Annotated in this window: 22 protein-coding genes, 1 tRNA gene and 1 pseudogene; 6 read left to right on the top strand and 18 right to left on the bottom strand. The window is 56.2% G+C overall.

What is annotated here, in order from left to right:
- Nucleotides 1-3: 3 nt before the first annotated feature.
- The 5 genes from ACOKCT_RS08630 to prmB all read right to left on the bottom strand — a co-directional run bounded on the left by ACOKCT_RS08630 (nucleotide 4) and on the right by prmB (nucleotide 4282).
- A complete protein-coding gene (locus tag ACOKCT_RS08630; RefSeq protein ID WP_103180530.1) occupies nucleotides 4-552 on the bottom strand; it encodes an elongation factor P hydroxylase in 549 nt (182 codons plus the stop codon).
- Entirely contained in the window at nucleotides 552-1361 is an 810-nt protein-coding gene (locus ACOKCT_RS08635) for a sulfite exporter TauE/SafE family protein (RefSeq protein ID WP_103180532.1), read from the bottom strand. Before ACOKCT_RS08635 ends, ACOKCT_RS08630 begins: the two co-directional genes overlap by 1 nt.
- Nucleotides 1361-2185 carry a penicillin-insensitive murein endopeptidase gene (mepA, locus tag ACOKCT_RS08640; protein ID WP_420193374.1) on the bottom strand — a complete coding sequence of 275 codons (825 nt, stop codon included), beginning with the start codon at nucleotides 2183-2185 and terminating at the stop codon, nucleotides 1361-1363. The genes ACOKCT_RS08635 and mepA overlap by 1 nt, the downstream gene beginning before the upstream one ends.
- Nucleotides 2186-2187: 2 nt before the next feature.
- On the bottom strand, nucleotides 2188-3273 hold the full coding sequence (gene aroC, locus ACOKCT_RS08645; RefSeq protein ID WP_103180536.1) for a chorismate synthase: 1086 nt from the start codon (nucleotides 3271-3273) through the stop codon (nucleotides 2188-2190).
- Between the two features lie 76 nt (nucleotides 3274-3349).
- Nucleotides 3350-4282, bottom strand: coding sequence for a 50S ribosomal protein L3 N(5)-glutamine methyltransferase (gene prmB / locus ACOKCT_RS08650; protein WP_103180537.1), 933 nt, complete (start codon nucleotides 4280-4282; stop codon nucleotides 3350-3352).
- Between the two features lie 157 nt (nucleotides 4283-4439).
- Between prmB and smrB the strand changes: the two genes are divergently transcribed.
- Nucleotides 4440-4991 (top strand): endonuclease SmrB, encoded by a 552-nt coding sequence (gene smrB, locus ACOKCT_RS08655; protein WP_103825178.1) that lies wholly within the window; start codon nucleotides 4440-4442, stop codon nucleotides 4989-4991.
- A 46-nt stretch (nucleotides 4992-5037) separates the two neighbouring features.
- Here smrB and sixA read toward each other — a convergent pair whose 3' ends face one another.
- The 4 genes from sixA to ACOKCT_RS08675 all read right to left on the bottom strand — a co-directional run bounded on the left by sixA (nucleotide 5038) and on the right by ACOKCT_RS08675 (nucleotide 9630).
- Nucleotides 5038-5523, bottom strand: a complete 486-nt coding sequence (sixA, locus tag ACOKCT_RS08660; protein WP_103180541.1) for a phosphohistidine phosphatase SixA — start codon at nucleotides 5521-5523, stop codon at nucleotides 5038-5040.
- Between the two features lie 209 nt (nucleotides 5524-5732).
- Nucleotides 5733-7880 carry a fatty acid oxidation complex subunit alpha FadJ gene (fadJ, locus tag ACOKCT_RS08665; RefSeq protein ID WP_420193375.1) on the bottom strand — a complete coding sequence of 716 codons (2148 nt, stop codon included), beginning with the start codon at nucleotides 7878-7880 and terminating at the stop codon, nucleotides 5733-5735.
- Entirely contained in the window at nucleotides 7880-9190 is a 1311-nt protein-coding gene (gene fadI, locus ACOKCT_RS08670) for an acetyl-CoA C-acyltransferase FadI (protein ID WP_420193376.1), read from the bottom strand. The genes fadJ and fadI overlap by 1 nt, the downstream gene beginning before the upstream one ends.
- A 155-nt stretch (nucleotides 9191-9345) precedes the next feature.
- Complete coding sequence (locus tag ACOKCT_RS08675) at nucleotides 9346-9630, bottom strand: YfcZ/YiiS family protein (RefSeq protein ID WP_103180546.1); 285 nt, start codon at nucleotides 9628-9630, stop codon at nucleotides 9346-9348.
- Between the two features lie 371 nt (nucleotides 9631-10001).
- On the opposite strand from ACOKCT_RS08675, the gene fadL reads away from it, so the two are divergent.
- A complete protein-coding gene (fadL, locus tag ACOKCT_RS08680) occupies nucleotides 10002-11324 on the top strand; it encodes a long-chain fatty acid transporter FadL (protein ID WP_168192031.1) in 1323 nt (440 codons plus the stop codon).
- A 46-nt stretch (nucleotides 11325-11370) separates the two neighbouring features.
- Here fadL and mlaA read toward each other — a convergent pair whose 3' ends face one another.
- Nucleotides 11371-12123: a phospholipid-binding lipoprotein MlaA gene (gene mlaA / locus ACOKCT_RS08685; protein WP_103180550.1), complete on the bottom strand. Its 753-nt coding sequence runs from the start codon at nucleotides 12121-12123 to the stop codon at nucleotides 11371-11373.
- A gap of 315 nt (nucleotides 12124-12438) precedes the next feature.
- On the opposite strand from mlaA, the gene ACOKCT_RS08690 reads away from it, so the two are divergent.
- Nucleotides 12439-13368 (top strand): formate/nitrite transporter family protein, encoded by a 930-nt coding sequence (locus ACOKCT_RS08690; protein WP_156654969.1) that lies wholly within the window; start codon nucleotides 12439-12441, stop codon nucleotides 13366-13368.
- Between the two features lie 75 nt (nucleotides 13369-13443).
- A tRNA-Arg gene (locus tag ACOKCT_RS08695) sits at nucleotides 13444-13515 on the top strand.
- 191 nt (nucleotides 13516-13706) lie between these two features.
- Here ACOKCT_RS08695 and ACOKCT_RS08700 read toward each other — a convergent pair.
- Entirely contained in the window at nucleotides 13707-13871 is a 165-nt protein-coding gene (locus ACOKCT_RS08700; RefSeq protein ID WP_159339637.1) for a hypothetical protein, read from the bottom strand.
- 70 nt (nucleotides 13872-13941) lie between these two features.
- A complete protein-coding gene (locus ACOKCT_RS08705) occupies nucleotides 13942-15834 on the bottom strand; it encodes a flagellin (RefSeq protein WP_197431807.1) in 1893 nt (630 codons plus the stop codon).
- A gap of 109 nt (nucleotides 15835-15943) precedes the next feature.
- On the opposite strand from ACOKCT_RS08705, the gene ACOKCT_RS08710 reads away from it, so the two are divergent.
- Nucleotides 15944-16591, top strand: a complete 648-nt coding sequence (locus ACOKCT_RS08710; protein ID WP_420193377.1) for a cysteine hydrolase family protein — start codon at nucleotides 15944-15946, stop codon at nucleotides 16589-16591.
- A 34-nt stretch (nucleotides 16592-16625) separates the two neighbouring features.
- Nucleotides 16626-17165: a DUF2058 domain-containing protein gene (locus ACOKCT_RS08715; RefSeq protein WP_159339639.1), complete on the top strand. Its 540-nt coding sequence runs from the start codon at nucleotides 16626-16628 to the stop codon at nucleotides 17163-17165.
- A gap of 45 nt (nucleotides 17166-17210) precedes the next feature.
- Here the strand turns inward: ACOKCT_RS08715 and ACOKCT_RS08720 are convergent, their stop codons facing one another.
- The 6 genes and pseudogenes from ACOKCT_RS08720 to ACOKCT_RS08745 all read right to left on the bottom strand — a co-directional run bounded on the left by ACOKCT_RS08720 (nucleotide 17211) and on the right by ACOKCT_RS08745 (nucleotide 25539).
- Nucleotides 17211-18575, bottom strand: a complete 1365-nt coding sequence (locus tag ACOKCT_RS08720; protein WP_420193378.1) for an HlyD family type I secretion periplasmic adaptor subunit — start codon at nucleotides 18573-18575, stop codon at nucleotides 17211-17213.
- Nucleotides 18562-20712: a type I secretion system permease/ATPase gene (locus tag ACOKCT_RS08725; protein WP_420193405.1), complete on the bottom strand. Its 2151-nt coding sequence runs from the start codon at nucleotides 20710-20712 to the stop codon at nucleotides 18562-18564. The genes ACOKCT_RS08720 and ACOKCT_RS08725 overlap by 14 nt, the downstream gene beginning before the upstream one ends.
- Before the next feature lie 138 nt (nucleotides 20713-20850).
- A complete protein-coding gene (locus ACOKCT_RS08730; RefSeq protein ID WP_263950368.1) occupies nucleotides 20851-22200 on the bottom strand; it encodes a TolC family outer membrane protein in 1350 nt (449 codons plus the stop codon).
- A 169-nt stretch (nucleotides 22201-22369) separates the two neighbouring features.
- Nucleotides 22370-23956: hypothetical protein (locus ACOKCT_RS08735; RefSeq protein WP_420193379.1), on the bottom strand; the 1587-nt coding region annotated here is incomplete at its 5' end.
- Nucleotides 23957-24242: 286 nt separating this feature from the next.
- Nucleotides 24243-24922: pseudogene (locus ACOKCT_RS08740) on the bottom strand (retention module-containing protein); the annotation flags it as partial.
- A gap of 275 nt (nucleotides 24923-25197) precedes the next feature.
- The gene (locus ACOKCT_RS08745) at nucleotides 25198-25539 is read right to left on the bottom strand and encodes a tryptophan synthase subunit beta (RefSeq protein WP_156654981.1); all 342 of its coding nucleotides are present in this window, start codon (nucleotides 25537-25539) and stop codon (nucleotides 25198-25200) included.
- Nucleotides 25540-25542 lie beyond the last annotated feature (3 nt).

Here is a 25542-nt window from a genome sequence, read left to right on the forward strand (position 1 = left end):
TCCTCAGTTAAGATCTTCCGGCCACGGGAAGTGTTCCGCCGTGATGTCCGGCGTGTGGTAATAATTCTGTAAAGCCTTGATCAAGCGCGCCGGACGTTCCGGGATGCCTTTTTCAAGGTACTCCATCACCTGCGCGTGCACGCGGCGCTGGAAGACAATACGGTCTGGCTCGAAGTCGCCTTCGAGATTGTCGCAGCTGACGTTGAACGGAAATCCTGCCGCCACGCAGAAGAGCCATTCCAGCGCCTGGGGTTTCACTTCCACATCTTCAAATTGCCCCTGGGTCGCGGCGTCACGCCCGTCCGGGCAGTACCAGTAGCCAAAGTCCACCAGCTCGCGGCGCGCTTTACCGGCAATGCACCAGTGGGATATTTCATGCAGACCGCTGGCGTAAAAGCCGTGGGCAAAGACGATCCGGTTGTACGGTAGCTCTGCATCAGCAGGAAGATAGATCGGTTCGTCGTCGCCTTTAATCAGACGGGTATTAAAATCATCAGCAAAACAGCCGTCGAAGATCTCAATCAGCTGTTCATATTTATGCGTACTGTTCATTAGTTCATCCCCAACCAGTGGAGGATCTCCTGTCCGTGGCTGTCATAAAGAAGTTTGGCACTCATGACGGCCGAGACAATGACAATCATCGGACGGATGAGCTGTTGCCCTTTGCTTAACACCAGGCGCGAACCTGCCCGCGCGCCCAGAAATTGTCCGGCCATCATCACAAAGCCTGTCGCCCAAATCACCTTCCCGCCGATGATAAAGAGCAGCAGGCCACCGACGTTAGAGGTGGCGTTCAGCACTTTCGCATGGGCGGTGGATTTGGCGAGGTTAAAACCGGCCAGCGTGACAAACGCCAGGGCGTAAAACGACCCGGCCCCGGGCCCGAAGAAGCCGTCGTAAAAGCCGACGCAGCCGCCCGCGATCAGCGCAAACGGCAGACCGTGCAGGCGGCGCTGCCTGTCCTCTTCACCCAGTTTCGGCATCAGTAAAAAATAGAGACCAATGCAGATGACGAGAATCGGCAAAATCTGGCGCAAAATATCGGACTGCACGTGCTGAACCAGCAGCGCCCCGCTGGTAGAGCCGATAAAGGTCATCAGGATGTTGAGCTTCTGATCGGCGAGGCTCACCACCTTGCGGCGGATAAAATAGAGCGAGGCGGATAACGATCCGCCACACGCCTGCAATTTGTTGGTCGCCAGCGCCTGGGCCGGGCTCATGCCCGCCGCCAGCAGGGCCGGAACCGTCAGTAACCCGCCGCCACCGGCCAGGGCATCAATAAACCCGGCCAGCATGGCGATAAAAAACAGCGCCACCAGCATCAGCGGCGACACCATAAACAACTCAGCAAATTGGTCCATCACAGGGCATGCTCATCCAGTAGCGCCTGGCAGGAAGGCGGCAACGGAGGCGGTGTCTTCTTCTCAGGCTTGGTGGGTCCAGGTTTCGCTGGCTCAAACCAGCTTTGTAATTCCGCGCCGCAGCCATCGCCTGGCGGCGGTAACGGTTGATCTTCACACTCGAGGCTGTTCGCCGGGCATCGCAGGCGCACGTGCATGTGCGCGCGGTGCTGGAACCACGGCCGCACTTTGCGCAGCCAGTCGCGGTCGGTTCCGGCATCTTCGCATAGCTGCTGCTTGATGGCCGGGTTAACGAAGATACGCGTGACGTCGTTATCTTCCGCCGCCAGCTTGATCATGCTGGAGACCTCTGGCGACCAGCGCGACGGCACCACCCGCTTGCCATCGCTGGAGACCAGATCGAGGGCCTGCGGCTTCAGCAGTTGCGAGGATGACCAGCGCGTTTTCGGCAGCTGGAGGAAGATATCGACATCCAGCCCTGTCTGGTGGCTGGCGTGGCCGCCGTTAAAGCGTCCGCCTGCCGGCATCCCCATATCGCCAATCAGCATCGTACCGAGCCCCAGGTTATGCACCTGGTTACCCAGACGCTGAATAAACAGCGCCAGGTCCGGGTGGCCGAAGTAGCGGCGCTGGTCGGTACGCATCACCTGATACGTATCCGACTGCAGAGGAAGTTCCTGCGCACCAACGATACAGCCATTAGAGAACGCACCAATGGACTGCGCGCTGCCTGCCACCGGATGGGTGATTTTTTGCCATGGCGTTGCCGCCAGAGCGGCTCCACTGGCAAGCAGCGCCAGCAGAGCAATTGCGGTTTTTTTCATGGTTACCAGCGTGGAATGGTGGTCGTCACATCCGCATTCTGCGCGCGCTGGCGCAGGAAGTGATCCATCAGCACGATCGCCAGCATCGCTTCGGCGATCGGCACTGCGCGGATCCCGACGCAGGGATCGTGACGTCCTTTGGTGATCATCTCAACTTCTTCACCAGAGCGGTTAATGGTGTGGCCCGGCACGGTAATGCTGGAGGTTGGTTTCAGCGCAATGTTGGCGATAATCTGCTGCCCGCTGCTGATGCCGCCTAAAATGCCGCCCGCGTGATTGCTCTGGAAGCCCTGGGCTGTGATCTCGTCCCGGTTCTGACTGCCACGAAGCTGAACCACGTCAAAACCGTCGCCAATCTCCACCCCTTTTACCGCATTGATGCTCATCATCGCATGGGCGATATCAGCATCAAGGCGGTCAAAGACCGGCTCGCCCCAGCCCGGCGGTACGCCGTCAGCCACCACGGTGACTTTGGCGCCAATGGAGTCGCCCTCTTTCTTCAGGGCGCGCATCAGTTCATCAAGCGCTTCCAGCTTCGAGGCGTCGGCGCAGAAGAATGGGTTCTGCTCAACCTGCTCCCAGTCGGCGATCGCCAACGGGATGTCGCCCATCTGGGTCAGGCAGCCGCGAATGGTGATACCAAACTTCTGTGCGAGGTATTTTTTGGCAATGGCCCCTGCCGCGACGCGCATGGCGGTTTCACGGGCGGAGGAGCGTCCGCCGCCGCGATAGTCGCGAAAACCATATTTCTGCTCGTAGGTGTAATCGGCGTGACCCGGACGGAACACATCCTTAATGGCGCCGTAATCCTGGGAACGCTGATCGGTATTCTCAATCAACAGGCCGATGCTGGTGCCGGTGGTGCGTCCTTCAAAGACGCCTGACAGAATTTTGACCTGATCCGGCTCGCGGCGCTGGGTGGTGTAGCGTGACGTGCCTGGACGGCGTCGGTCGAGATCGTGCTGTAAATCGGCTTCAGTCAGTTCGATGCCTGGCGGTACGCCATCGACGATACAGCCCAGCGCCAGCCCGTGGGACTCACCAAACGTCGTCACACGGAATAATTGTCCAATACTGTTTCCTGCCATCACGGCTCCGTTTTCGTTGTTCTGTGTTTGAGCTTTCTGTGTTTGCGCAATGTGAAACGGGCCGAAGCCCGTTGGATTAATCTTTGTAGATGCTGAAGTGTTCGCGCGCGGCGAGAAGCTGCGCTTTGGTCAGCATGAAGACGCCGTCCCCACCGTTGTCGAACTCGAGCCAGGTGAACGGCACATCCGGATATTGCTCCATCAGATGTACCATGCTGTTACCGACTTCACAAATCAGAATGCCGTTGTCGGTGAGATAATCCGGCGCACAGGCCAGAATGCGGCGGGTCAGCTTCAGGCCGTCGGAGCCGGAAGCCAGGCCCAGCTCTGGCTCGTGACGGTATTCGTTTGGCAGGTCTGACATATCTTCTGCGTCAACGTACGGCGGATTGGTCACAATCAGGTCGTACTGCACTTTTGGCAGGTCACGGAACAGATCGGAACGGATCGGCGTGACATGATGGATCAGACCGTGCTCTTCAATATTGTGTTCCGCTACCGCCAGCGCATCAGGAGAGATATCGACAGCATCCACTTCCGCTTCCGGGAAGGCGTACGCGCAGGCAATGGCGATGCAGCCGCTGCCGGTACACATATCCAGGATATGCTCAGGCTGATGGTCAATCAGGCCGGCGAACTGGTTGTTGATCAGCTCACCAATCGGCGAGCGCGGCACCAGCACGCGTTCATCGACAAAAAACTCATGGCCGCAGAACCAGGCTTTGTTGGTGAGGTAGGCCACAGGAATGCGCTCGTTAACGCGACGGATCACGCGCTCAACGATGCGGTGTTTTTCGCTGGAGGTCAGGCGGGCTGCGCGCATATCTTCCGGAATATCCAGCGGCAGATAGAGGGATGGCAGAACCAGCTGTACCGCCTCGTCCCATGGGTTATCGGTACCATGGCCGTACCAGATATTGGCCGCGCTGAAACGGCTGACCGCCCAACGCAACATGTCCTGAATGGTTTGCAGCTCATTCACCGCTTCATCGACAAAAATTTTATCCACTATGTTCTCCAGGGCATGCTCGCTAAATTTTCGGCGGCTAGTGTGCCATGAAGACGGCGATAAATCAGCATTGTCAGCCGCCGCTGGCATTGAAAAAATGCGTTTTGCCGCGCAGTGAGTCAGGTACACTGTCGGAAATAAGAGATGAGACGACCCCATGAAAAAGAAAATATCGCTCAGCGAGGAGGATCAAACGCTGTTTCGTCAGTTAATGACCGGCACGCGTCAAATCAAGCAGGACACTATCGTCCACCGCCCGCAGCGCAAAAAAGTGAGTGAAGTTCCGGTAAAACGGCTGATTCAGGAGCAGGCCGACGCCAGCCACTACTTTTCCGACGAGTTTCAGCCGCTGCTAAATACGGAAGGTGCGGTGAAATATGTGCGCGCGGACGTCAGCCATTTCGAGCTGAAAAAACTGCGTCGGGGAGATTATTCGCCGGAGCTGTTCCTCGATCTGCACGGGCTAACCCAGATGCAGGCGAAACAGGAGCTGGGCGCGCTGATTGCCGCCTGCCGTCGCGAACATGTTTTTTGCGCCTGCGTGATGCACGGCCACGGCAAACATATTCTCAAGCAGCAAACCCCACTGTGGCTGGCTCAGCATCCACACGTGATGGCATTTCATCAGGCACCGAAAGAGTATGGCGGTGATGCCGCCTTGCTGGTGTTAATTGAAGTGGAAGAGTGGCAACCGCCTGAGCTCCCCTGAGAGGCAGGCGGGTGGCTGGATGCTACCCGCCTGGGTCCGTTTTACATCAGATAGCTTTCGCCATCTTCAGATTGCAGGGGCTCATCTGCCAGTTGAAGACGCCAGCACCCGTTTCAGAGAGGGTAACGTTGGCAATGGCAGAGGTGCTGAACATTGGCGGCGTTTCGCCCGGGCAGAGTTCAGCCACAAGATAGCCGACTAACGGCAGATGGGAAATTACCAGCGCAGAGGCGACACCTTCATTGCACAGCGCCTGAAGATAGGCACTGACAAGACCCACGTCGCCGCACGGGGTAAGCTCGGGCAGAACATCGACATTGGCTGGCAGGTTCATACACTCCCCTACCACATCCAGCGTCTGTTCAGCGCGTAAGAACGGGCTGACGAGGACACGTTCAATATCCACTTTTTGCCCTTTCAACCAGGTAGCCATTTGACGGGACTCGTCACAGCCGCAAGGCGTCAGAGGACGTACAGAGTCACTGGCAGCATCAAGTGCCGCGTCACCGTGACGCATGATAAAAACTTGCATATTGCACCGCTTTTGTTGACCAGGATCACCGGTGTTATTGCCCCGCGTGAACACTTAACGAGGTAAAAACCCGATGGCCGGGCATTGTGCCTGATCCATCCGTTGAATGAAACGCTGTTTTTTACCTCAACGGCGTAAGTATAGTCAATGTCTGTTTACAAATTAGACAGGACCAGCCCCTTCAACGGCGGATTTACTCTTATTTGACCTTAATTTACAAGGTCAGTTTCCTTTGCTGGCCAAAATCGCAGCCCCTGATCCGCCATCTGCAATAATGTGTCACACGGTGTAAACCGCGGCCCATATTGCACAGCCAGTCGTTGTAAAATCGCAACAACTTCACCCGCACCTACGCTATCCATATAGCGGAACGGGCCACCCAGGAAAGGTGGGAAACCAATGCCAAAAACGGCGCCAATGTCGCCATCTCGACCATTTTTAATGACCTTCTCACCAAAGCAGCGCGCCGCTTCGTTGAGCATCATCATCACGCAGCGTTCCGCGCACTGGGTCGCAGAGAGTTTGCCCTCGCCGCCAGGCTTAATAAGCCCATAAATCGCCGGGTCTACCCGCCTCTTGCTTTTACGCCCTTTTGGCTCGTAAAGATAGAAACCGCGGCCATTTTTTCTGCCTTTGCGATCGTCATTCAAAATTGCAGAAACAATGTTTGCGGGCGCGCTAAACCGTTCTCCATAAGCGCTTTCCAGCACAGGTATAATTTTAGTGCCGGTATCGATTCCCACCTCATCCAAAAGTTGGATTGGGCCGACGGGGAAACCAAACTTCACCAGCGCATTATCGATATGCTCGACCTTTTCGCCTTCGGTCAGCAGGCGCATAGCCTCGTTGATATAGGGGGCCAGAATGCGGTTGACGTAGAACCCGGCTTTATCAGCCACCACCACCGGCGTTTTGCCCTGCATTTTTGCCAGCTTAACGACGGTGGCAATGGTCTGCGGGCTGGTTCCGGCATGGGGGATAACCTCCACCAGAGGCATTTTTTCTACCGGACTAAAGAAATGCAGCCCAATCACCTGCTCAGGGCGCGCGGCCTGGGCCGCAATATCGCCGATAGGCAATGAGGAGGTATTAGAGGCAAAAATGGTGTGCGGCGCACAGTTCGCTTCGACCTCGGCCACCATCTGCTGTTTCAGCGCCAGGTCTTCAAATACTGCCTCAATCACCACATCGCGATGACGGAATCCGCTGTAGTCAGTGGTGCCGGAGATCAGCGCCAGCTCGCGATCGCGCTCGCTGGCTTTGATATGGCGGCGTTTGACCTTTTTATCAAGCAGCTGCCAGCTGTACTGCAGGGCGTGGTTGATCCCTTTCGGATTGATGTCTTTGATCCGCACCGGTAATTTGCCTTTGCTGGCGCTGACGAAGGCGATCCCGCCCCCCATCAGGCCACCGCCCAGCACGCCAATTGACGCCAGCGGCGCAGGCTCGGCTTCGCTGCCGGGATCTTTCTTCACGTCGGTGCTGGCAAAAAAGATGCTGCGCAGCGCCTGAGACTGCGGCGTCATCGCCAGCTCGCCAAAGGCTTTCGCTTCTGCAGCATAGCCGCTGCTGCTGCCCTGAGTCAGACCGGTATGGATAACCTCAAGAATGCGTTTTGTCGCCGGGTAATTGCCCTGGGTTTTTTGCTCGGTTTTGTTCGCCACCATTTTAAACAGCAGCGCACGGCCCAGCGGCCCTGCCAGCACGCGCTCGCGCACCGGTAAGCGACGGCTATCGGGTTTGCCTTTCAGCGCGCGCGCCACGGCGGCCTCCAGCAGAATGGAATGCGGAACCACCTCATCTACCAGCCCGACTTTCAGGGCCTGACGCGGACGCAGCTGTTTGCCGGCGAGGATCATCTCCAGCGCCGTGCTGACGCCCACCAGTCGCGGCAGGCGCTGGGTGCCGCCTGAGCCCGGCAGTAAGCCAAGCTGCACCTCCGGCAGGCCCAGCACCGTTTTGGCGTCGTCGGTACAAATTCGTCCGTGGCAGGCTAGCGCCAGCTCCAGGCCGCCGCCGAGACAGGCGCCGTTGATCGCCGCAATCACCGGAATGGTCAGGGCGTGAATTTCGGCCATGATCTGCTGCCCCTGACGGGCCAGGTCTTCCGCTTCCTGGGCGCTTTCAGCGCGGGCAATCATGTTGATATCGGCCCCGGCGATAAAGTTATCCGGCTTGGCCGAGATAAATACCAGCCCGCGCAAGGCTTTGTTTTCTCGCACCTGTTTGAGGATAGCGCGAACCTGACCGCCAAACTCCGCTTTCAGGGTATTCATCTTTTCGCCTGGGGCGTCAATGGTGACGACCGCCACGTTGTCCGGACGCACGTCCAGGGTGAATGCCGTTGTCATCTCCATTACTCTACCTCCAGAACCATTGCGGCACCCAGGCCACCCGCAGCACAGGCGGTGACCAGTCCAAACCCACCGCCGCGACGGCGCAACTCATGCAGCGTCTGGGTGATCATCCTCGCCCCGGTCGCGGCAAAGGGGTGGCCATACGCAATGGAGCCCCCCAGCACGTTAAATTTGCTTTCGTCCACTTCGCCGGTGGCGTGGGCGCGGCCCAGCACATCCCGGGCAAAACGATCGCTTGCCAGCAGTTGCAGGTTGGCCAGGGTTTGCGCGGCAAAGGCTTCATGCATGTCGATGAGCGTCAGATCGCCCATCGTCAGTCCGGCGCGCTCCAGCGCCAGCGGCGTGGACCAGGCCGGCCCCAGCAGCATATCCTGCCAGACATCAATGGCGGTAAAGGCATAGCTGCGCAGATAGCCGAGCGGCTTCAGGCCCAGCTCTCTGGCGCGGGATTCGGTCATCAGGATCACCGCTGCCGCGCCGTCGGTTAACGGCGTGCTGTTCGCCGCCGTGACGGTGCCATGTTTGCGGTCGAATGCCGGACGCAGTTTCGCATAATCCGCCAGCGTAGAGGTGTCGCGAATATTGTTATCCTGGCTTAGCGGTTCGCGGAATGGTGGGGTGTAGGCGGTCATCACCTCCTCCGCCAGCTTGCCTTCTGCCCAGGCTTCTGCGGCGCGCTGATGCGAGCGGTGCGCCAGGGCATCCTGCTGCTCACGGGTGATGCCATAGGTTTTCGCCATCTGCTCGGCGGTATCCCCCATTCGCAGCCCGGTGGAGTATTCCGCCACGGCGGGGGGAACAGGAAGGAGATCGCGCAGACGCAGGCGCGAGAACAGTGACAGCCGCTGCCCGGTGGTGCGGGCCTTGTTGACGTCCACCAGCACACGCGCGAGCTTTTTGCTGACGCCAATCGGCAGAACTGAGGAGGAGTCGGCACCCCCGGCTATCCCGACGCGAATGGTACCGGTTATCAGGCTTTCTGCCACGTTCGCCACTGCCTGAAAGCTGGTGGCGCAGGCACGGCTGACGCTGTAAGCATCGGTGTGGACATTCATTCCGGTGCCAAGCACGATTTCACGGGCGATATTCGGCGCTTCCGGCATTTGCACGACCTGGCCAAAGACCAGCTGTTCAATCACCTCGGGCGGGATTTCGCTGCGAGCCAGCAGCTCCCCTACAACCATTTTTCCCAGATCGACGGCAGGTACGCCATGATACGCCGTCGCCTGACGGGCAAATGGCGTGCGTAATCCACTGACAATGGCAATGCGATCCCCCTGACGGGTGATTAGCGGTAATGCCTGACTCATAACGCTCCCCTGTGAATAACAAATGCGCAAAGTGGTCTGACCTGATAACAGTCTTAACTAAATTTTTACATTAGCCAATCGGGGAGAGGAAAAATTGCGAGCGAACACACAGAGAGGAGACGAAACGCCTCCCGGAAGGGAGGCGCGGGAAGGAATTAACGCAGACCGAGTTGAAAAATCAGGGATTCTGCTTCGCAGCTGAACACGAAGTCGATGTCCAGACGAACGCCGCCTTCCACTTCGGTGAAGTTGGCGTTGATTGCACACGGTTCGGACTCCACGCCGCGGGCTTTCTCGGTCAGCGCGGCCAGCGTCTCTTCGGCGTCGGCACGGCGGGTAAACTCACGGCTGTAAGAGGCGGTGCAATCCGTGTTGTCCACAATGGTGCCCACATCCATACAGCAGCAAACCGGGGTTTCATCAGCACTGCATTTACTCATAGTAGATTTCCTCTTCATTCGCGCATGGCGCGAGATAAACACGATGCTGATATTTTACGCGCCGGGCGGGAGCGGCTCCAGTTGTTAATGGCTTTAAACCGGGTAAGTGAGCAATATCACAAGTAAAAATGATCTAAAACAAAAATCACCCATTAGGAGGACGCGAACTGGTCACAATTTTGCCAACCAGATCCCGTTTCGAAAAACATATCGGTAAATATTCATAAACACCCTTGCAACATTCTATCTGGTCAGACCTATACTCTCGCCACTGGTCTGATTTCTAAGTGTTACCACAGACCCTACACTTCGCGCTCCTGTTACGGTATGTAACAAAAATTGAATAAAAATAACTCAATGAGGTTATGGTCATGAGCCAGAAAACCCTGTTCAAAAAAACTGCGCTGGCAGTCGCAGTGGCAATCGTCTCCACCTCCGCCTGGTCAGCGGGCTTTCAGTTGAATGAGTTCTCTTCCTCAGGCCTGGGCCGCGCCTATTCCGGGGAAGGTGCTATCGCTGATGACGCAGGGAACGCGAGCCGTAACCCTGCCCTGATCATGATGTTTGATCGTCCCACCTTCTCCGCAGGTGCCATCTTTGTTGACCCTGACGTGGATATCTCCGGACGCTCGCGAACGGGCGCAAGCCTGAATGCGGATAACATCGCGCCAACAGCATGGGTGCCAAACCTGCACTTTGTCGCACCAATCAACGATCAATTCGGCTGGGGCGCATCCGTCACCTCTAACTACGGACTGGCGACCGAGTTCAATAACAACTACGCAGCAGGGGCATACGGCGGTACCACCGACCTGGAGACCCTCAACCTGAACCTGAGCGGTGCTTATCGCCTGGATAATCACTGGAGTTTCGGTGTTGGCTTTGATGCGGTCTATGCGAAAGCGAAAATTGAGCGCTACGCGGGTGACCTGGGTCGCATCGTTGCAGGCTCCGGGGCATTACCTCCGGCTCTGGCACGACAGGTCGCGGGGATCCCGGGAGATACCCAGATTGCCTACCTGAAAGGTGATGAGTGGGGCTTTGGCTGGAACGCCGGTATTCTGTATGAAATCGATAAGAACAACCGGTATGGCTTGACCTACCGCTCTGAAGTGAAAATCGATTTCGATGGCGACTATAAGAGCAGCCTGCCTTCAGCCTATAACCAGATCCTCGGAAACTTTGGTCTGCCAATGGGGACGGATGGCCGCACCACTGGCGGTTCTCTGACCCTGAATTTACCTGAGATGTGGGAACTGTCCGGTTATAACAGAGTCGCGCCGCAATGGGCCATCCACTATAGCCTGACCTACACGAGCTGGAGCCAGTTCCAGGAGCTGAAAGCGACTAACAGCGGCGGTGATACGCTCTTCTATAAAGACGAAAGCTTCCGTGATGCTTACCGCATCGCTCTGGGTACCACCTACTACATGGACGATAACTGGACATTCCGTACCGGTATTGCCTTCGATGACAGCCCGGTTCCGGCAGACAAACGCTCTATCTCCATTCCGGATCAGGATCGCTTCTGGCTGAGCGCCGGTGCGACCTATGCATTCAACAAAGATGCCTCCATCGATGCGGGTGTCTCTTATATGCATGGTCAGAAAGTGACGTTCCAGGAAGGTCCGTATGAGTTCTCTTCTGAAGGTAAAGCCTGGCTCTATGGCATGAACTTCAACTACGCGTTCTAATCACGCAGGGATAAAAAAGGTGAGCCTCGCGCTCACCTTTTCTTTTTTATTCCGCATCAATCTCGGAGAGTTCATTCTCGATCGCTTTGGCGTTCGGGTTATCTTCCGGTTTCAGCTTACCGCCGTTAGCAATGAAGTCGTGATTCTGGAAGTACGCTTCACGCACCATGAGATACGGATCGGAAGACTGACGCAGCAGACCGTCTGAATCCAGCAGTTGCGCGCGCGTCTCCACCCCTTCCAGCGTCCATTTACCCACCGACAGCGGCCAGGTCAGCCACGACAGCACCGGATAGAGCGTATCGACCATATCACCGCCGTCATCACGCAACGTGAAGCTACCGTAGAACGGCAGATGCACGTACGGGCCGTAACCCACATTGTAGTGACCCAGCGTACTACCGAAGCGGTGCGGCTGTTCGCGCTGCAGCTTCGGATTCGCCATCCCGGCAACGTCAATAAAGCCACCCATACCTAACAGGGTGTTCAGGAAGAAGCGGGTAAAGTGGACCATCCCCTGATAGGGATCGCCCTGCAGGAAGTAGTTCGCCATCACCGCTGGCTCTTCGAGGTTGCTGGTGAAGTTGCTCAGCCCGTTACGGGCAGGCTGTGGAACATAATCCCGCCATGCCACCGCAACCGGACGCACCACATACGGATCCAGCACGTTATAGTTGAAGTTGTACATGGTGCGGTTAAATCCTTCCAGAGGATCGGAGCGCCCCTGCTGCTCGCCAGAGCTGGCGCAGCCCATCAGCAACGTGGTGCTCAACGCAACCACCGACAGCCGAAGTTTCATATCTTTCTCCCTGTTAAGTATGGCTATCAGCAAAAGCCATCCGTCATGGCGCTTTCGCGCTCTGTCTGTAAACGTGTAAGTGATTGTATCAGCGCGTTTACTGATGTCTACGACCACAAATCGGGGCAATAAACACTCTCTGGTATGATCTCAGAATAGCCTGGCTTTAGGTTTTCGTTTGGCTGGCAATTTTATACGGCCTTTGCCAGCGATGTATCGCCTTTATTGCCATTACAGGAATTTAAGAGCTTCCCCACGGGCGGCGGGAGAAAAAGCGCTACGCTTAAAGGTATCTGCAACCTATGGAGCATTGCGATGGACGAGCTAAAAGAAGAAAAAATTGATAACCATACCGAAGAGCTGGAAGTTGAAAGCGAGGAGAATCGCCGGGGAAAGAAGATTGAGGTTGACGAGGATCGCCTGCCCTCACGTGCAATGGCAATCCACGAACATATTCGCCAGGATGGTGAAAAGGAGCTGGAGCGCGACGCCATGGCGCTGTTCTGGTCGGCCATTGCCGCCGGATTATCGATGGGCGCTTCCCTGCTGGCAAAAGGGATTTTTCATGTCGAGCTTGAAGGGGTACCCGGCGGGATAATCATCGAAAACCTCGGATACACCTTTGGCTTTATCATCGTGATTATGGCGCGCCAGCAGCTCTTCACCGAGAATACCGTCACCGCCGTACTGCCGGTGATGCAAAGCCCAACCTGGGGCAATTTCGGCCTGCTGATGCGCCTGTGGAGCGTGGTACTGCTCGGCAATATTATCGGTACCGGTGTCGCCGCCTGGGCGTTCGAGTTTATGCCGATATTTGATGAGCCCACCCGCGACGCCTTTGTGAAAATCGGGATGGGAGTCATGGAAAACAGCCCGGCAGAGATGTTCGCCAACGCGATCATCTCCGGCTGGATTGTCGCCACCATGGTCTGGATGTTCCCGGCGGCCGGTTCAGCGAAAATCGTGGTCATTATTTTGATGACCTGGCTTATCGCTCTGGCCGATACCACTCATATCGTGGTGGGTACGGTAGAGATTTTATATCTGGTCTTTAACGGCACCATTCACTGGAGCGAGTTTTTCTGGCCCTTCGCGATCCCTACTCTGGCAGGCAATATCTGCGGCGGCACCTTTATTTTTGCCTTGCTGAGCCATGCGCAAATCCGTAACGATATGTCGAATAAGCGCAAAGCCGAGCTTAAGGCCCAGCAGGAGGAAGCGGAAGAAGATAAAAAAGCGGTGTGAGTGGCGACACTTTAAGCAGTCAGGCGGTCACGCGCTTAACGCATTGTATAAATGACGTTATACTCGTGCCGCTTTGTCCCCTTAGTTAAATGGATATAACGAGCCCCTCCTAAGGGCTAGTTGCAGGTTCGATTCCTGCAGGGGACACTTTCCTGCCGTCAGATTTACCATTTTTTCCCGCAACTTCGTAAGTTACTTTCTGTTCAATAGCACCCATAAACACAACTTAACCGGTTGCTGTAATGTACTCTCCCGCCATCAGAACGTATCCCTGGCTCACCAGGTAATACAAAATTGAACGGAGAAAGTTAATGAAGAAGATCCTGATCGCGCTGGCTTTAATCGCCCCATGCTCTGCCTTTGCTGGTGTTATCTTTCACCCGGTAGAACGCGCAGCCGTGGTTGCGAATTCCGCCCACCCGGTAGCGGCTGCAACGGTTACCGCGCAGGCAAGAAATCACCGTGCCGCCAGGGTAGATGCCGTTAACTGCAACGATGGGCATTGCGTACAGCGCGGCAACGTCATTCGCTAAGCGTTACGGAGCCCCGAAAGGTTGGGGCTCTCACCAGATGTTATTTCATCGAATCATTCAGCAGTGACAACACTACCTGTGACGTCTGGTTGGCTTTGGTCATTAACGAGGCGAACGTTTCCTGGAGCATCTGCGCCCGGGCCATACTGGACACTTCCGCGGCATAGTCCGCATCTTCAATCCGCGAGCGGGACGCACTGACCGCAACAGACATTGTCGCCTGGAGATTTTGCGTGGACTCCAACCGGTTCGCCACAGCGCCCAGCGTGCTGCGTCTTTCATCAACCTGTTTAATGGCATTATCGAGCGCGGCCAGAGGGTTCTCAGGATTTTTCAGGCGGATCTCATCGCCGACTTCAGCGATATTCAGGGTCGTGTAGTTGGTCGCCGCATCCGTAGAGGCACTAAAAGACGCCTGGTAGTAGATCTGGAGATCCCCCAGACCATTCAGCGTTTTTAGCAGGAAACGGGCAGGATTCTCATCAGTCAAAACCAGAGTGGCTTTTTTTGTCTCAGTGCCGTTCACCACATCCATGTAGTAATTACCGTCCGCGTCCAGGCGCAGCACATCGTTGGAGATATTACCTTTGGCATCGGTATAACGCACGTTGACCTTCGCAGGATCCATCGTGACCCTTGACGACCCGCTGACCTGATTCACATCAGAGAAATTATTCAGACTGGTAGCGTTATTCGCCGTCACCACAAGCGAACTGTTCGTACCGTCAGTCGTGGTCGTTACTGAGGCAGTGTAATAGTTAAAATTACCATTGCCATCATCCACTTCCATAATGTACTGGCTGCCCGACTTCAGGAGTCGGGAACTGGAGCCGGAAAGCGGATTATTACTCGCATCCCTGAAGCTCAATGCTGCGGTCGTGGCATCAATATTGGGCGTAGTCGTTACGACAGCCGGAAGCGTAGCGAAATCCGTATCCAGTTTTGCCGTGGTGCTGGTCATTTGTGCGGTGACGGCACCCGATGAACCGTAGCTCAGGGTTGCAGGATAATAGAAATCATCCTGCTCAATATAATACTGACCGTTTGATTCTCTTAATGACGGCGCGGGACTATTGCTTAACATTCCCCCATTGGTATCGATATAGCTCACCGAAGTAATGGTCCGGCTATTTAGCTGGGTGACGCTGCTGTAGAGAGGCGTTCCATTGGTGGCACTGATATTTACAGTTCCGGTTCCGCTGGCGGTATCCCAGCTTGCGGCCGTGGTGGCCTGATAATAAGCTGGCTTGCCGTCGGCTCCCGTGTCCTGAATGTAATACCGGCCATCAGTGGCGTTTCGCACCAGTTGCGGCGAGTTGTATGAGCCCGTCGGATACCAGGTTACGCTGACATTACCGCTGTTCAGGTCGATATTACTGGCATTTCCAGAAACCTGATTGATATCTGAAACCTTACCGCTGATGCCACGAATAACGAAATCCTTCAGGCCGATACTCTCTACGCTGAAATTTTTCGATAAATCGAGGGAGATTTTTTCATTATCCCGGGTGCCGACCTGAAAACCGACGGTACCCGCACTGCCATTCAACAGATTGATGCCGTTAAAGTCGACAGCGCCGTTCAGGCGGTCGATCTCTTTAAGGTTTAAGTTGATTTCGGCCTGAATGGTATCGGCATCCACCAGGGTATTGGATTCACTGAGCCCTTTGACTGTAAGCTCGCGAATACGCTGCAAACGATTGTTAATTTCATCCATTGCGCCTTCGGCCGTCTGAATCATCGACAAGCCATCACCAGCATTCCGCTGCGCCTGCTGCAGCCCATTTTGCTGGCTGGTCATGCGGTTAGCAATCGCCTGGTTGGCCGCATTGTCCTTCGCGCTATTGATACGCATGCCGGAAGACAAATTGCGGATAGACTGCTCCAGGGCAGAGGTGTTTTTTGCAGATTGACCCCGCAGCGTTAACGCCATCAGGTTAGTTTTTAGGCTCAGCATTTCGATATACCGATACAGGTTTCTCTGAAGCTGTTATCGGTCGTACAGTAGATTAGTTGATGATTTATTTGAGCCTTAACCAAATTTGGTAGGGGGCGTGGCGCATAATTGCGAATATGTTAATGCGTTCCAGCGTTACGAAGATGCCCAAAAACCGATAATAACCCTGCCAGTGGCAAGGTTTAAGGAGGATTACATGCCAAAAGCACTACTCATCATCGATATGCAGAATTTTGTCACAGAGAGAATTCAGCAGGGCGTGGATTACTTCCCGCATAACAGCATTGAAAACATGACCTCTGTAATTGAAAAATTCAGAAAATCAGGCCTTCCCGTCATCCACGTTCGCCACCAGACGCCTGAACAGGGCTCGCTTTTCCATCCCAGCTCCTCCTCCAGCTTACCCCTGGACGCCTTTAAAGAATCAGCGAACGAACCGGTTTTTATCAAACACACCTCCTCCGCATTCAGCTCAACGGGATTACTGGATTATCTTCAGGATGCGCAAATTTCAGAGGTTGTTGTCACTGGCGCGGTGGCCGGATTTTGCGTTAACTCCACCGTCAGGATGGGTGCCGACCTTGGGTTAAAGATGACGGTGCTAAAAGATGCGGTAATCAGCTTTGAACTGAGGCAAGCTCAGCTCAGCGCAAAAGTCATTCATGACGTCACCCTTGCGCTGCTTGCGGCCGATTTTGCCCAGGTTATCCCTGCAGTGGAATTACAGGTATAATCTGCCCATCATTTGACAGATTTCAGAAACGACGATGACCAAACTCACACTACAAGAGCAGATGCTGAAAGCTGGCTTAGTCAGCAGTAAAAAGCTGGAAAAAGTGCAGCGCACCGCTAAAAAGTCCCGCGTCCAGGCGCGCGAAGCCCGGGAAGCGGTAGAAGTGAATAAGCAGGCGCAAATTGAGCGCGATAAAGAGCTTAGCGAACAGCAAAAGCAGGCGACGCTGGCAAAAGAGTATAAGGCGCAGATCAAGCAGTTGATTGAGATGAACCGCATTGTGATTGCCAAAGGCGATATCAGTTTTAACTTCACCGACGGCAATCTGATTAAAAAAATCACTGTGGATAAGACCACGCAAAAACAGCTGGTCAATGGCCGTCTGGCGATTGCGCGTCTGGTTGCTGAAGCGGGTCGCGAGAGCGAATACGCCATCATCCCTGCCGTTGTGGCGAATAAAATTATGCAGCGTGATGCGAGCTATATCGTCTTCAGCGGTGAGCTGACGCAGGAAGCGAAGGATGAAGACGATCCATACGCCGATTTTGTCGTGCCTGACGATTTGATGTGGTAACACTTAAAAGCCACCTCCCGGCGAGGTGGCCTTTCTCCATACTTATTAACGCTCGTGGAACGCCTCCGCTCTGGCGCGCAGAATCGGTTTCAGCAGATAGGCCATCACCGTTTTCTTACCGGTAATAATATCCACCGACGCCACCATTCCCGGAATAATTAACAGCGGCTTTTCATCCGTGCCGAGATGGTTTTTATCGGTGCGCAGGCGAATCACGTAAAAACTTTTCCCGTCTTTGTCGGTTACCGTATCAGGGCTGATCTGCTCCAGCGTTCCCTTCAGGCCGCCATAGATGGTGTAGTCGTAGGCGGTGAACTTCACCGTTGCTTCCTGGCCCGGACGTAAAAACGCAATGTCCTGCGGGCGAATTTTGGCCTCCACCAGCAGCTTGTCGTCCAGCGGCACAATCTCCACCAGGTCGTTGCCCGGCTGGATCACGCCGCCGATGGTGTTGACCATTAGCTGCTGCACCACGCCGCGCACCGGCGAGGTGACCAGGGTACGGTTCACCCGGTCGGAAATCGCCTTGCCCGACGCCTCTATCTTGCTGAGATCGGTTCGCGCCTCGTTGAGCTGCCCCAGCGCCTCGCTGCGATAACGCCCGCGCGTTTCACTGACTTTGCTCTCAATCTCCTTGATGGCCGCTTCCGCCCGGGGAATGGCAAGGGTCACGGAGTCGAGCTGTCCCTGGGTCTCTACCACGCCACGACGCAGGCGGAGCACTTCGACTTTGGAGATCGCCCCTTTCGCCACCAGCGGTTCAGACATGGCGACCTCCTGCTGCTGCAGCCCCAGGCTACGACGGTACTGGCTGGCTTTGCCCTGGAAGTCGAGCAGCTCCTGCTTCTTCTGCACCAGCTGTTCGTTGAGCCCCGCCAGTTCGCTCTGAATACGTTTGTTGACGCTGGCGAAGAGTTCCATCTCACCGCTGGCGATCTCCGGCGCCTTCTTCACTATCTCCGGCGCCAGGGTCAGGGTTGTGGCATCGTTCAGCAGCGCGGTCAGACGCTGGATGCGCGCCTGGAGCGCCAGCCGGTCGGCTTCGCTCTCCCCGGCGTTGGAACGAAACTGGGTATCATCCAGACGCAGCAGCGGCGCGCCGGCTTTCACCACCTCGCCTTCATGCACAAAGACTTCGGCCACGATCCCACCCTCAAGGTTCTGCACTTTCTGCAGACGTGATGAGGGGATCGCCCGCCCTTCCCCGCGCGTCACTTCGTCAATGCTGGCCAGCGATGCCCAGAGGATCATGGCGATAAAGAAGGCGAAGATAGCCCACAGCGTGACGCGCACCACCCGGGGGGCATCATCCAGCAACGCTTTGTTGACCTCGTTGGTGGTAAACGGTGCGGGCTGTTTATCTCCTGACAGCCAGCTCATCAGGTGGCTAAGCATCTCAACGATTCGCATGAATTTGTCCCTTCTTCAGCGCACTCATGACGCTCTCTTTCGGGCCATCGGCAATGATTTTGCCGTTGTCGACAATAATCAGACGATCCACCAGCGTCAGCAGCGACGCACGGTGGGTGACCATCAGCAGCGTTTTGTTGGCAATCACTGGCGCAAGCGCCTTTTTGATCAGATCTTCGCTGGTGTTATCCATCGAACTGGTGGGTTCGTCCATCAACAGCACCGGCGGGTCGAGCAGTAGCGCCCGCGCCAGGGCGACAGCCTGCCGCTGGCCGCCGGAAAGGCTCATTCCCCGCTCACCCACCTGCATGTTGTAACCGGAGGGGTGACGACGGGCAAACTCGTGCACCCCGGTCAGGGTGGCCACCCGCAGCATGGTTTCGTCATCAACGTAGCTGGCGCCATACACCAGGTTCTCCCGCAGGGTGCCGCTGAACAGATGAATATCCTGTGGCGCGTAGCCGATATTGTGCCGCAAATCGTGAACATCGATCTGACGGGCATCGATGCCGTCGATCAGCACATTCCCGCTGTCCGGCTGGTAAAACCCGACCAGCAGTTTCGCCAGCGAGCTTTTCCCGGACCCACTGCGGCCGATGATCCCCACCTTCTCGCCGGGCTGGATCGTCAGCGAGACGTTGCTGAGCGAGGCATACTGATTGCCGGGATAGATAAAGGTCACATCGCGCAGCTCAATGGCGCCGGAGAGGGTTTCCCGCTTCAGCGGCACTTCGTCGTCCTGCACCTCCTGCTCAAGATCCATCATCCGGTCGATGGTGGCCTTGGTCATTCGCGCGCGCTGGTAGCGGGTGATCAGGCTGCACAGCTGGCCGATGGGCATCATGGCGCGACGGTGCAACAGATAGCAGGCAATCAGCCCGCCCATGCTCAGGTTGCCGCCGATAATGATGTAGACCCCGGCCACGATCAGGGCCACGCCGCTGAACTGCTGCAGCCAGGCAGTAAAGTTCACCGCCACATAGGAGAGCGACTTCACCCGCAGTTCCAGCTTGCTCAGCTGACCGGTGAGGTGCTCCCACTGATACTGACGCTCGCTCTGGGCGTTGTTGATTTTGATGGCATCCAGGCCGGTGAGTGTCTCCACCAGCATCGCCTGGCGTTCGTTGGAGAGCTGATAGGTCTTCCTGACCCGCGACATCAGCGGACGCTGGATCAACCAGTTCACCAGCAGCGCCAGCGGATAAGCGAGCAGCGGGATAAACACCAGCGGGCCGCCAATGATGCCAATCACCAGCAGGATCAGCAGGGTAAAGGGGAGATCGATAAAGGCGGTCAGCGTCAGCGACGACAGAAAATCACGAATCGACTGGAACTCCTGGAAATTCTGCGCAAAGCTGCCCACCCGCTGCGGGCGGAGCTTCATCTTCATCCCCAGCAGCCGCTCGAACAGCGCCGAGGAGACCACGAGGTCGGTTTTTTTGCCCGCCAGATCGAGGCAAATTCCCCGCAGGATCTTCAGTACAAAGTCGAACACAAAGGCAATGCTGATGCCAATCGCCAGCACCCACAGCGTGGCGGTGGCCTGATTGGGCACCACCCGGTCATAGACATTCATCACAAACAGCGGGGCGCTGAGCGCCACCAGGTTGACGAGGAAACTGGCGACCACCGCATCCAGGTAGAGGGATTTCGACAGTTTGAGCGTATCCTGGAACCAGGCTTTGGTACGCGGCAGAGTGGCCGTCGGCTGGGCATCAAACTCATGTTCCGGAGAGATAAAAATCACCCGGCCGCTGTAATTCTCCGCCAGCGTCTCTGGCGACACGGTGATCTCACCGCCCTCCGTTTCACTGGGCAGCAGCCGGGCGCGCTGCTGCGCATCCCAGCCAATCAGCACCGCGGCCTGATTGTTCTTCAGCAGGAGAATGGCGGGCAGAGAGAGCGCGGTGATGTTTTCAAGCCCACGCTGCACCACCCGCGCCTTGAGCCCGGCCCGTCCGGCGGCGCGGGGGAAGGTCTCTGTCGTCAGGGTGTGGGCTGCCAGCGGCAACCCCGCGGTCAGGACGTTGCGGCTGGTGCCTATGTTATGCAATTTACAGACGATCATCAGCGCATCCAGCAGGGGATCGTCATGGCTTTGCCGCGGATCCAGCCTGCCCTGCGCCTGCGGGGCCATCTCGATGCGATCAGAGGAGTCAATATCAGGCGTCATTCTCTGCCTCAGTGTTCTGCGGACGGGAACCGCAGATAAAAAAAGAGAGGGTTGTTGCCGTTATCTCTGCCAGCAACAACCCCGTCAGCCTCTCAGGGCGTCTTACTTTAATTCAGGCAGTTCTGCCTGGGAAGATTTCGCTTGCGTGAGCGGCTCCGCTGCCGTCGGCGGCTGAATATTCAGGCTCTTAAGCAGTTCGCCGGTACGGGCGCTGATGCGGTAGGTGGTAAACATGTCGACAAACTGCAGCTCGACGTAGCGGCGCTGGGCGCTGAACACCTCGTTTTCACTGTCCAGCATATCGAGCAAGGTCCGGTCGCCAAGGCTGAACTGCTCCTGGTAGGCGCTACGCACCTGCACGCTGCGATCGGCATACTCTTTGGCGATCGGCACCTGCTGCCCGGCGTTTTTCAGGGCGTTCCAGGCCAGACGGAGATCTTCGTTCAACTGACGCTGGGCGTTGTTTTTCACATCCTGCGCCTCTTTCATTTTGTAGGCGTAAGAGGTGAGCGTCGCCTGGTCGCTGCCGCCGTTATAGAGGTTGTAGCGCATGCGCAGCATCGCCTGCCACTCCTGGCTGTGACCGCGGGTTCCATCGATGTTGTTATCCATGGTACGGCCAACTTCAACGTTCACATCCGGATAAAATCGCGATTTTGCCGCCTCGTACTGCTGGCGGGTCGCTTCCACATCGGCATCGGCCTGTTTCAGCAGCGGATTGTTTGCCAGCATGACGGTCCGCGCGGCCTCCAGCGAGGCGGGTACCGCGATTTTGGCGGGCATGACGAGAGTGTCAGGCTCTTGGCCGGTGATACTCTGGTAGTTGGCGCGGGCGTCTTCGAGGTTAGTTTGCTCGGTCAGCAGGTTGTTGCGCGCCTGTGCCAGACGAGCCTGGGCCTGCTCGAAATCGGCCTGACGCCCCACCCCCTGCTCGGTACGCAGGCGGATCTGATCGAATACGCGCTCGTGATTCTTCAGGTTATCTTCTGCCAGCGCCACCATCTTCTGGCGCATCAGCACATCGAGATAGCTCTGGATCGCCTGCAGGGCGGTGGATTCGCTGGTATTCATTACCGTCCAGGCGCGGGAGTTGACCGTCGCTTTCTGGCGGCCCACTTCGCTGGTGGTGGCAAAACCGTTGAAGACGTTCTGGCGCAGATTGATGGCGGACTCGCTGCGGTGCAAATCACGCAGATGATCGCCTGCCCCGCGGGTGCTGGCGTTATCGGTTTGTTCCCAGCCGGTACCGGCGGTGAGATCCAAGGTCGGGAGATAGCCGCCTTTGGCGGCGCGGAGATCCTGATCGGCGGAATAGCGGCTGTTTACCGAGGCGTTAACTTCCGGATGCCATAACAGGCTCTCTTTCACGGCCTGTTCCAGGGTCGTGGCCTGGCTATATGTGGCGCTCAGCGCCAGGGTAGCCCCTATAACGAACTGACTATACTGTTTCATCTTATTTTTTCCTTCATATCCCTTGATTATTGGTCAATATTCACCAGAGAAAACCCCATCAGAGAGAGGGGGAAAAATGTACCCTGCGATTTTGCGGACAGACGGGATCCCTCGTCTGTCCTGAATAATGTTTGCCGCGCAGTGCCAGACCAGCCCTGCGCGGCGCCAGTCAGGCGTGCTCTTCCGGTTTGGCGATCAGACTGTCGAGCATCGTGTCGTTACCCGCGTCATACCCCTCCGTTCCGGCGATCTCACCGCCTTCAGCAGGAACATGCTCGACTTCCGCCGGGCCCTCCGCCGTGTCGCTCTGCGGCCCCGCCTGGATCAGCGTGCTGAGATCGTTATGCTCTTCATCATGAATGAGATCGCTAAAGTTCAGCTGCTCCTCCTGATCCGTACTCTGGAGCGTGAGGTTTTCGCTCTGCGCATTATCGACCGTTGGTGTGCCGTTGTTATCCACACTGCTGGTATTGAGCATCAGGTTGTCGTCATCGATTAACGATGCGGCGTGATCCCCGTTCGCCAGAGCGTGGTCGGCGTCATGCTCATCAGCCGTCAGGCTGCTCGTCTGCTTGTGATTCTCTTCACTGTCGCTTTCAACATGATTCTCCTCAACGCTGTGGTCAGCCATCAGAGAGCGATCGTCAACGTTATCATCGGCGTGCTCTTCTCCACCGTGGCTTTCGCTGACAAACGTTCCGCCCTCTTTCCCGTCAACGGTGAAGTCGGTTTCGTGTTGATCGAAGGCGGTAGAGTCCACTTTCAGCCCGATCTCCCCGAAATCGCTCTGACCGTCCGGCAGCTCAACGCTCACCTGGCCGGTGAAGTGCGAGGTGTCGTTGTCAAAGGTCAGGGTGTAGCTCTTCTCTTCGGCGTTGTAGCTGACGCTCGCATAGTTGCCGGTAAAGGTCGCGTTTTCCGGGATACCGCTCAGGGTGATGCTGTTAAGGTGATCGCTGCTGTCTGAGCTTTCGAGATTGACATCCAGATTCAGCGTCACCGTATAGCTGACGGTGGTATTGCCACCGAGCTCAGAAGAGGGTCCGTCACCAAATACCACCCCTTCAATGCCGTTGGCATTCTGGAACGGTGACTTCCCGGTCTCGTTATCAACCACATGCAGGTTATCTATATCGTTGTTTTTACCATTCTGTGGATGGTCGACACCGGTAACGGTGTAGTCAGCCTCATTCCCCTGAACAAAGATATAGTCCTTACCCACGCTGCTCTGAGGTAAGCCCTGGTTGCCAGTGATGCCGTTGAGCGGTCGGAATTCATAGCGATCCTGCGGCCAGTCACCCTGCTGGTAATAGCCACCCGTATGGTCACCGACCACAAAGATATCGGTGTAGGTCTTGTCGCCGTTATTGGCATTGGCGTTACCCTGGCTGTTGTAGTAGTGGATCTGATCCGGGCTGTCGGCCTTCGGCACGAAGTCGCCCTGGATCTTACCGTCCGGGCTATCCGGAGTCAGCCAGACATGTACGTTGCTGCCGATCGCCACAATCACGCCGTTCTGGATGTCGTAACCGTTAGGATCGCCGCTGCCGCCATTAACGTGGATGATCTGGTCATCTGTCGTCTCGGTCGTCTTACTGCCTGGAGTGACGGTAACGGTTAGTTTGACGTCGGCGTCGGAATCAGAGTCCGCGTCGGCATCCGCGTCGGCGTCGGCGTCGGCATCAGAGTCCGCATCTGCGTCGGCATCGGCATCGGCATCGGAATCAGAATCGGCATCAGCATCAGCATCAGCNTCNGCATCNGCGTCGGCATCNGAATCNGCGTCNGCNTCNGCNTCNGCATCNGCNTCGGNATCAGCATCTGCGTCGGAGTCAGAATCGGANTCCGCATCNGCNTCGGCATCNGCATCNGCATCNGCATCNGCATCCGCATCNGCNTCNGCATCNGCATCCGCATCTGCATCGGNATCCGCATCGGCATCAGAATCCGCATCGGCATCGGCATCGGCNTCNGCATCNGCATCTGCATCTGCATCTGCATCTGCATCNGNATCNGCATCNGCATCNGCNTCCGCNTCGGNNTCAGAATCCGCATCGGCATCCGCGTCTGCATCAGCGTCAGAATCCGCATCAGAATCCGCATCGGCATCGGCATCCGCGTCGGCATCGGAATCCGCGTCAGCGTCAGCGTCCGAATCGGCATCTGCATCCGCGTCGGCATCCGCATCCGCATCCGCGTCAGCATCAGAATCCGCATCAGCATCTGAATCATCAATATCGAGCAGCGTTAATTCTTCCGGGGGCTCATCATCGGGGAAATCCAGGCCGATCGTTGGGTAACCCGCAGTGGGATCAACAATTTCGCCGGTAAGATCGAGCACGACGTGGGTATGTGACCCGCCGCCGCTGCCGCCTGGCTCGCCGCCAGAATTACCGGATTGCGGACCAGCTGCTGTCGCTTCCAGGGTTTGCGTCGGGTCCTGCCCGTCGGCAATAGCCTGCTGGATGGTTGCCACGTCCTGCTGCTGGGTCGCCGTGGCCTCTGCCACTATGTGCCCTGAGCTGTCCCACTGACTGTCACGCCCTAGATCCAGTTGTTTGCCATCCGGCAAAGATAAGGTAATTGCGCCAGCCGCTCCCGTCTGGACGTGTTCTCCCTCGAGAACGCGGTCGCCTTCGGTGAGCAAACGCTTACTGCCGTCAGGGCTGACGGCAAATACCTGCCCGATTACTGCTTTGACAATCCCGGATACGCCACTCATATATTGTCTCCCTCAATCTTTTTCTTGCCCAATTCATCCATTTGTCAGGCTTAGAATGCTAAAAGAGTATTTAATCTGTATTAGTAATATGCTGTGCAACTATGACTACAATACGCCTTTATGCACCAGATTTATTGATGCAGATACGGATCAGGGCGCTATATTAATAGATGCCATGAATAAACAGGAAACTAAAAAGATCTGTACTATCAAAATAGGGAGCCAGGGAAATATCCCCCTATTAATTGTTGATTAATCCCGGTACGCAAAAGAGGCTAAATAAGCCCCTCGTCCTCATCCGCGATTAATCCTTCCAGTCCGCTCAACGAGCGACGCGCCTGCGCACGGCTGGTGAGTTTGGCCTGTGCGGCAGGCGGCAGGTCAGTAATGGTGATAACGCCTTTACTCATCAGAACCTCGATCAGATCCTCAAGCACACGCACCATCTCAAGGTCGCTTTGCCGTAGCTGATAGAGCGTGGCTTCGCGGATATCACGCTGGCGCAGCCACTCGTCAATCTCGGGCGTACAGAGATCGTGCTGTTCTGTCATTGCGGGAAAAGGTGTCAACTCCACCCGAATTATTCGTCTTTCTGTATCGCGTTCTACGTAATACATATT

Source organism: Leclercia sp. M-A074-M (assembly GCF_965195605.1).
GTDB lineage: Bacteria > Pseudomonadota > Gammaproteobacteria > Enterobacterales > Enterobacteriaceae > Enterobacter.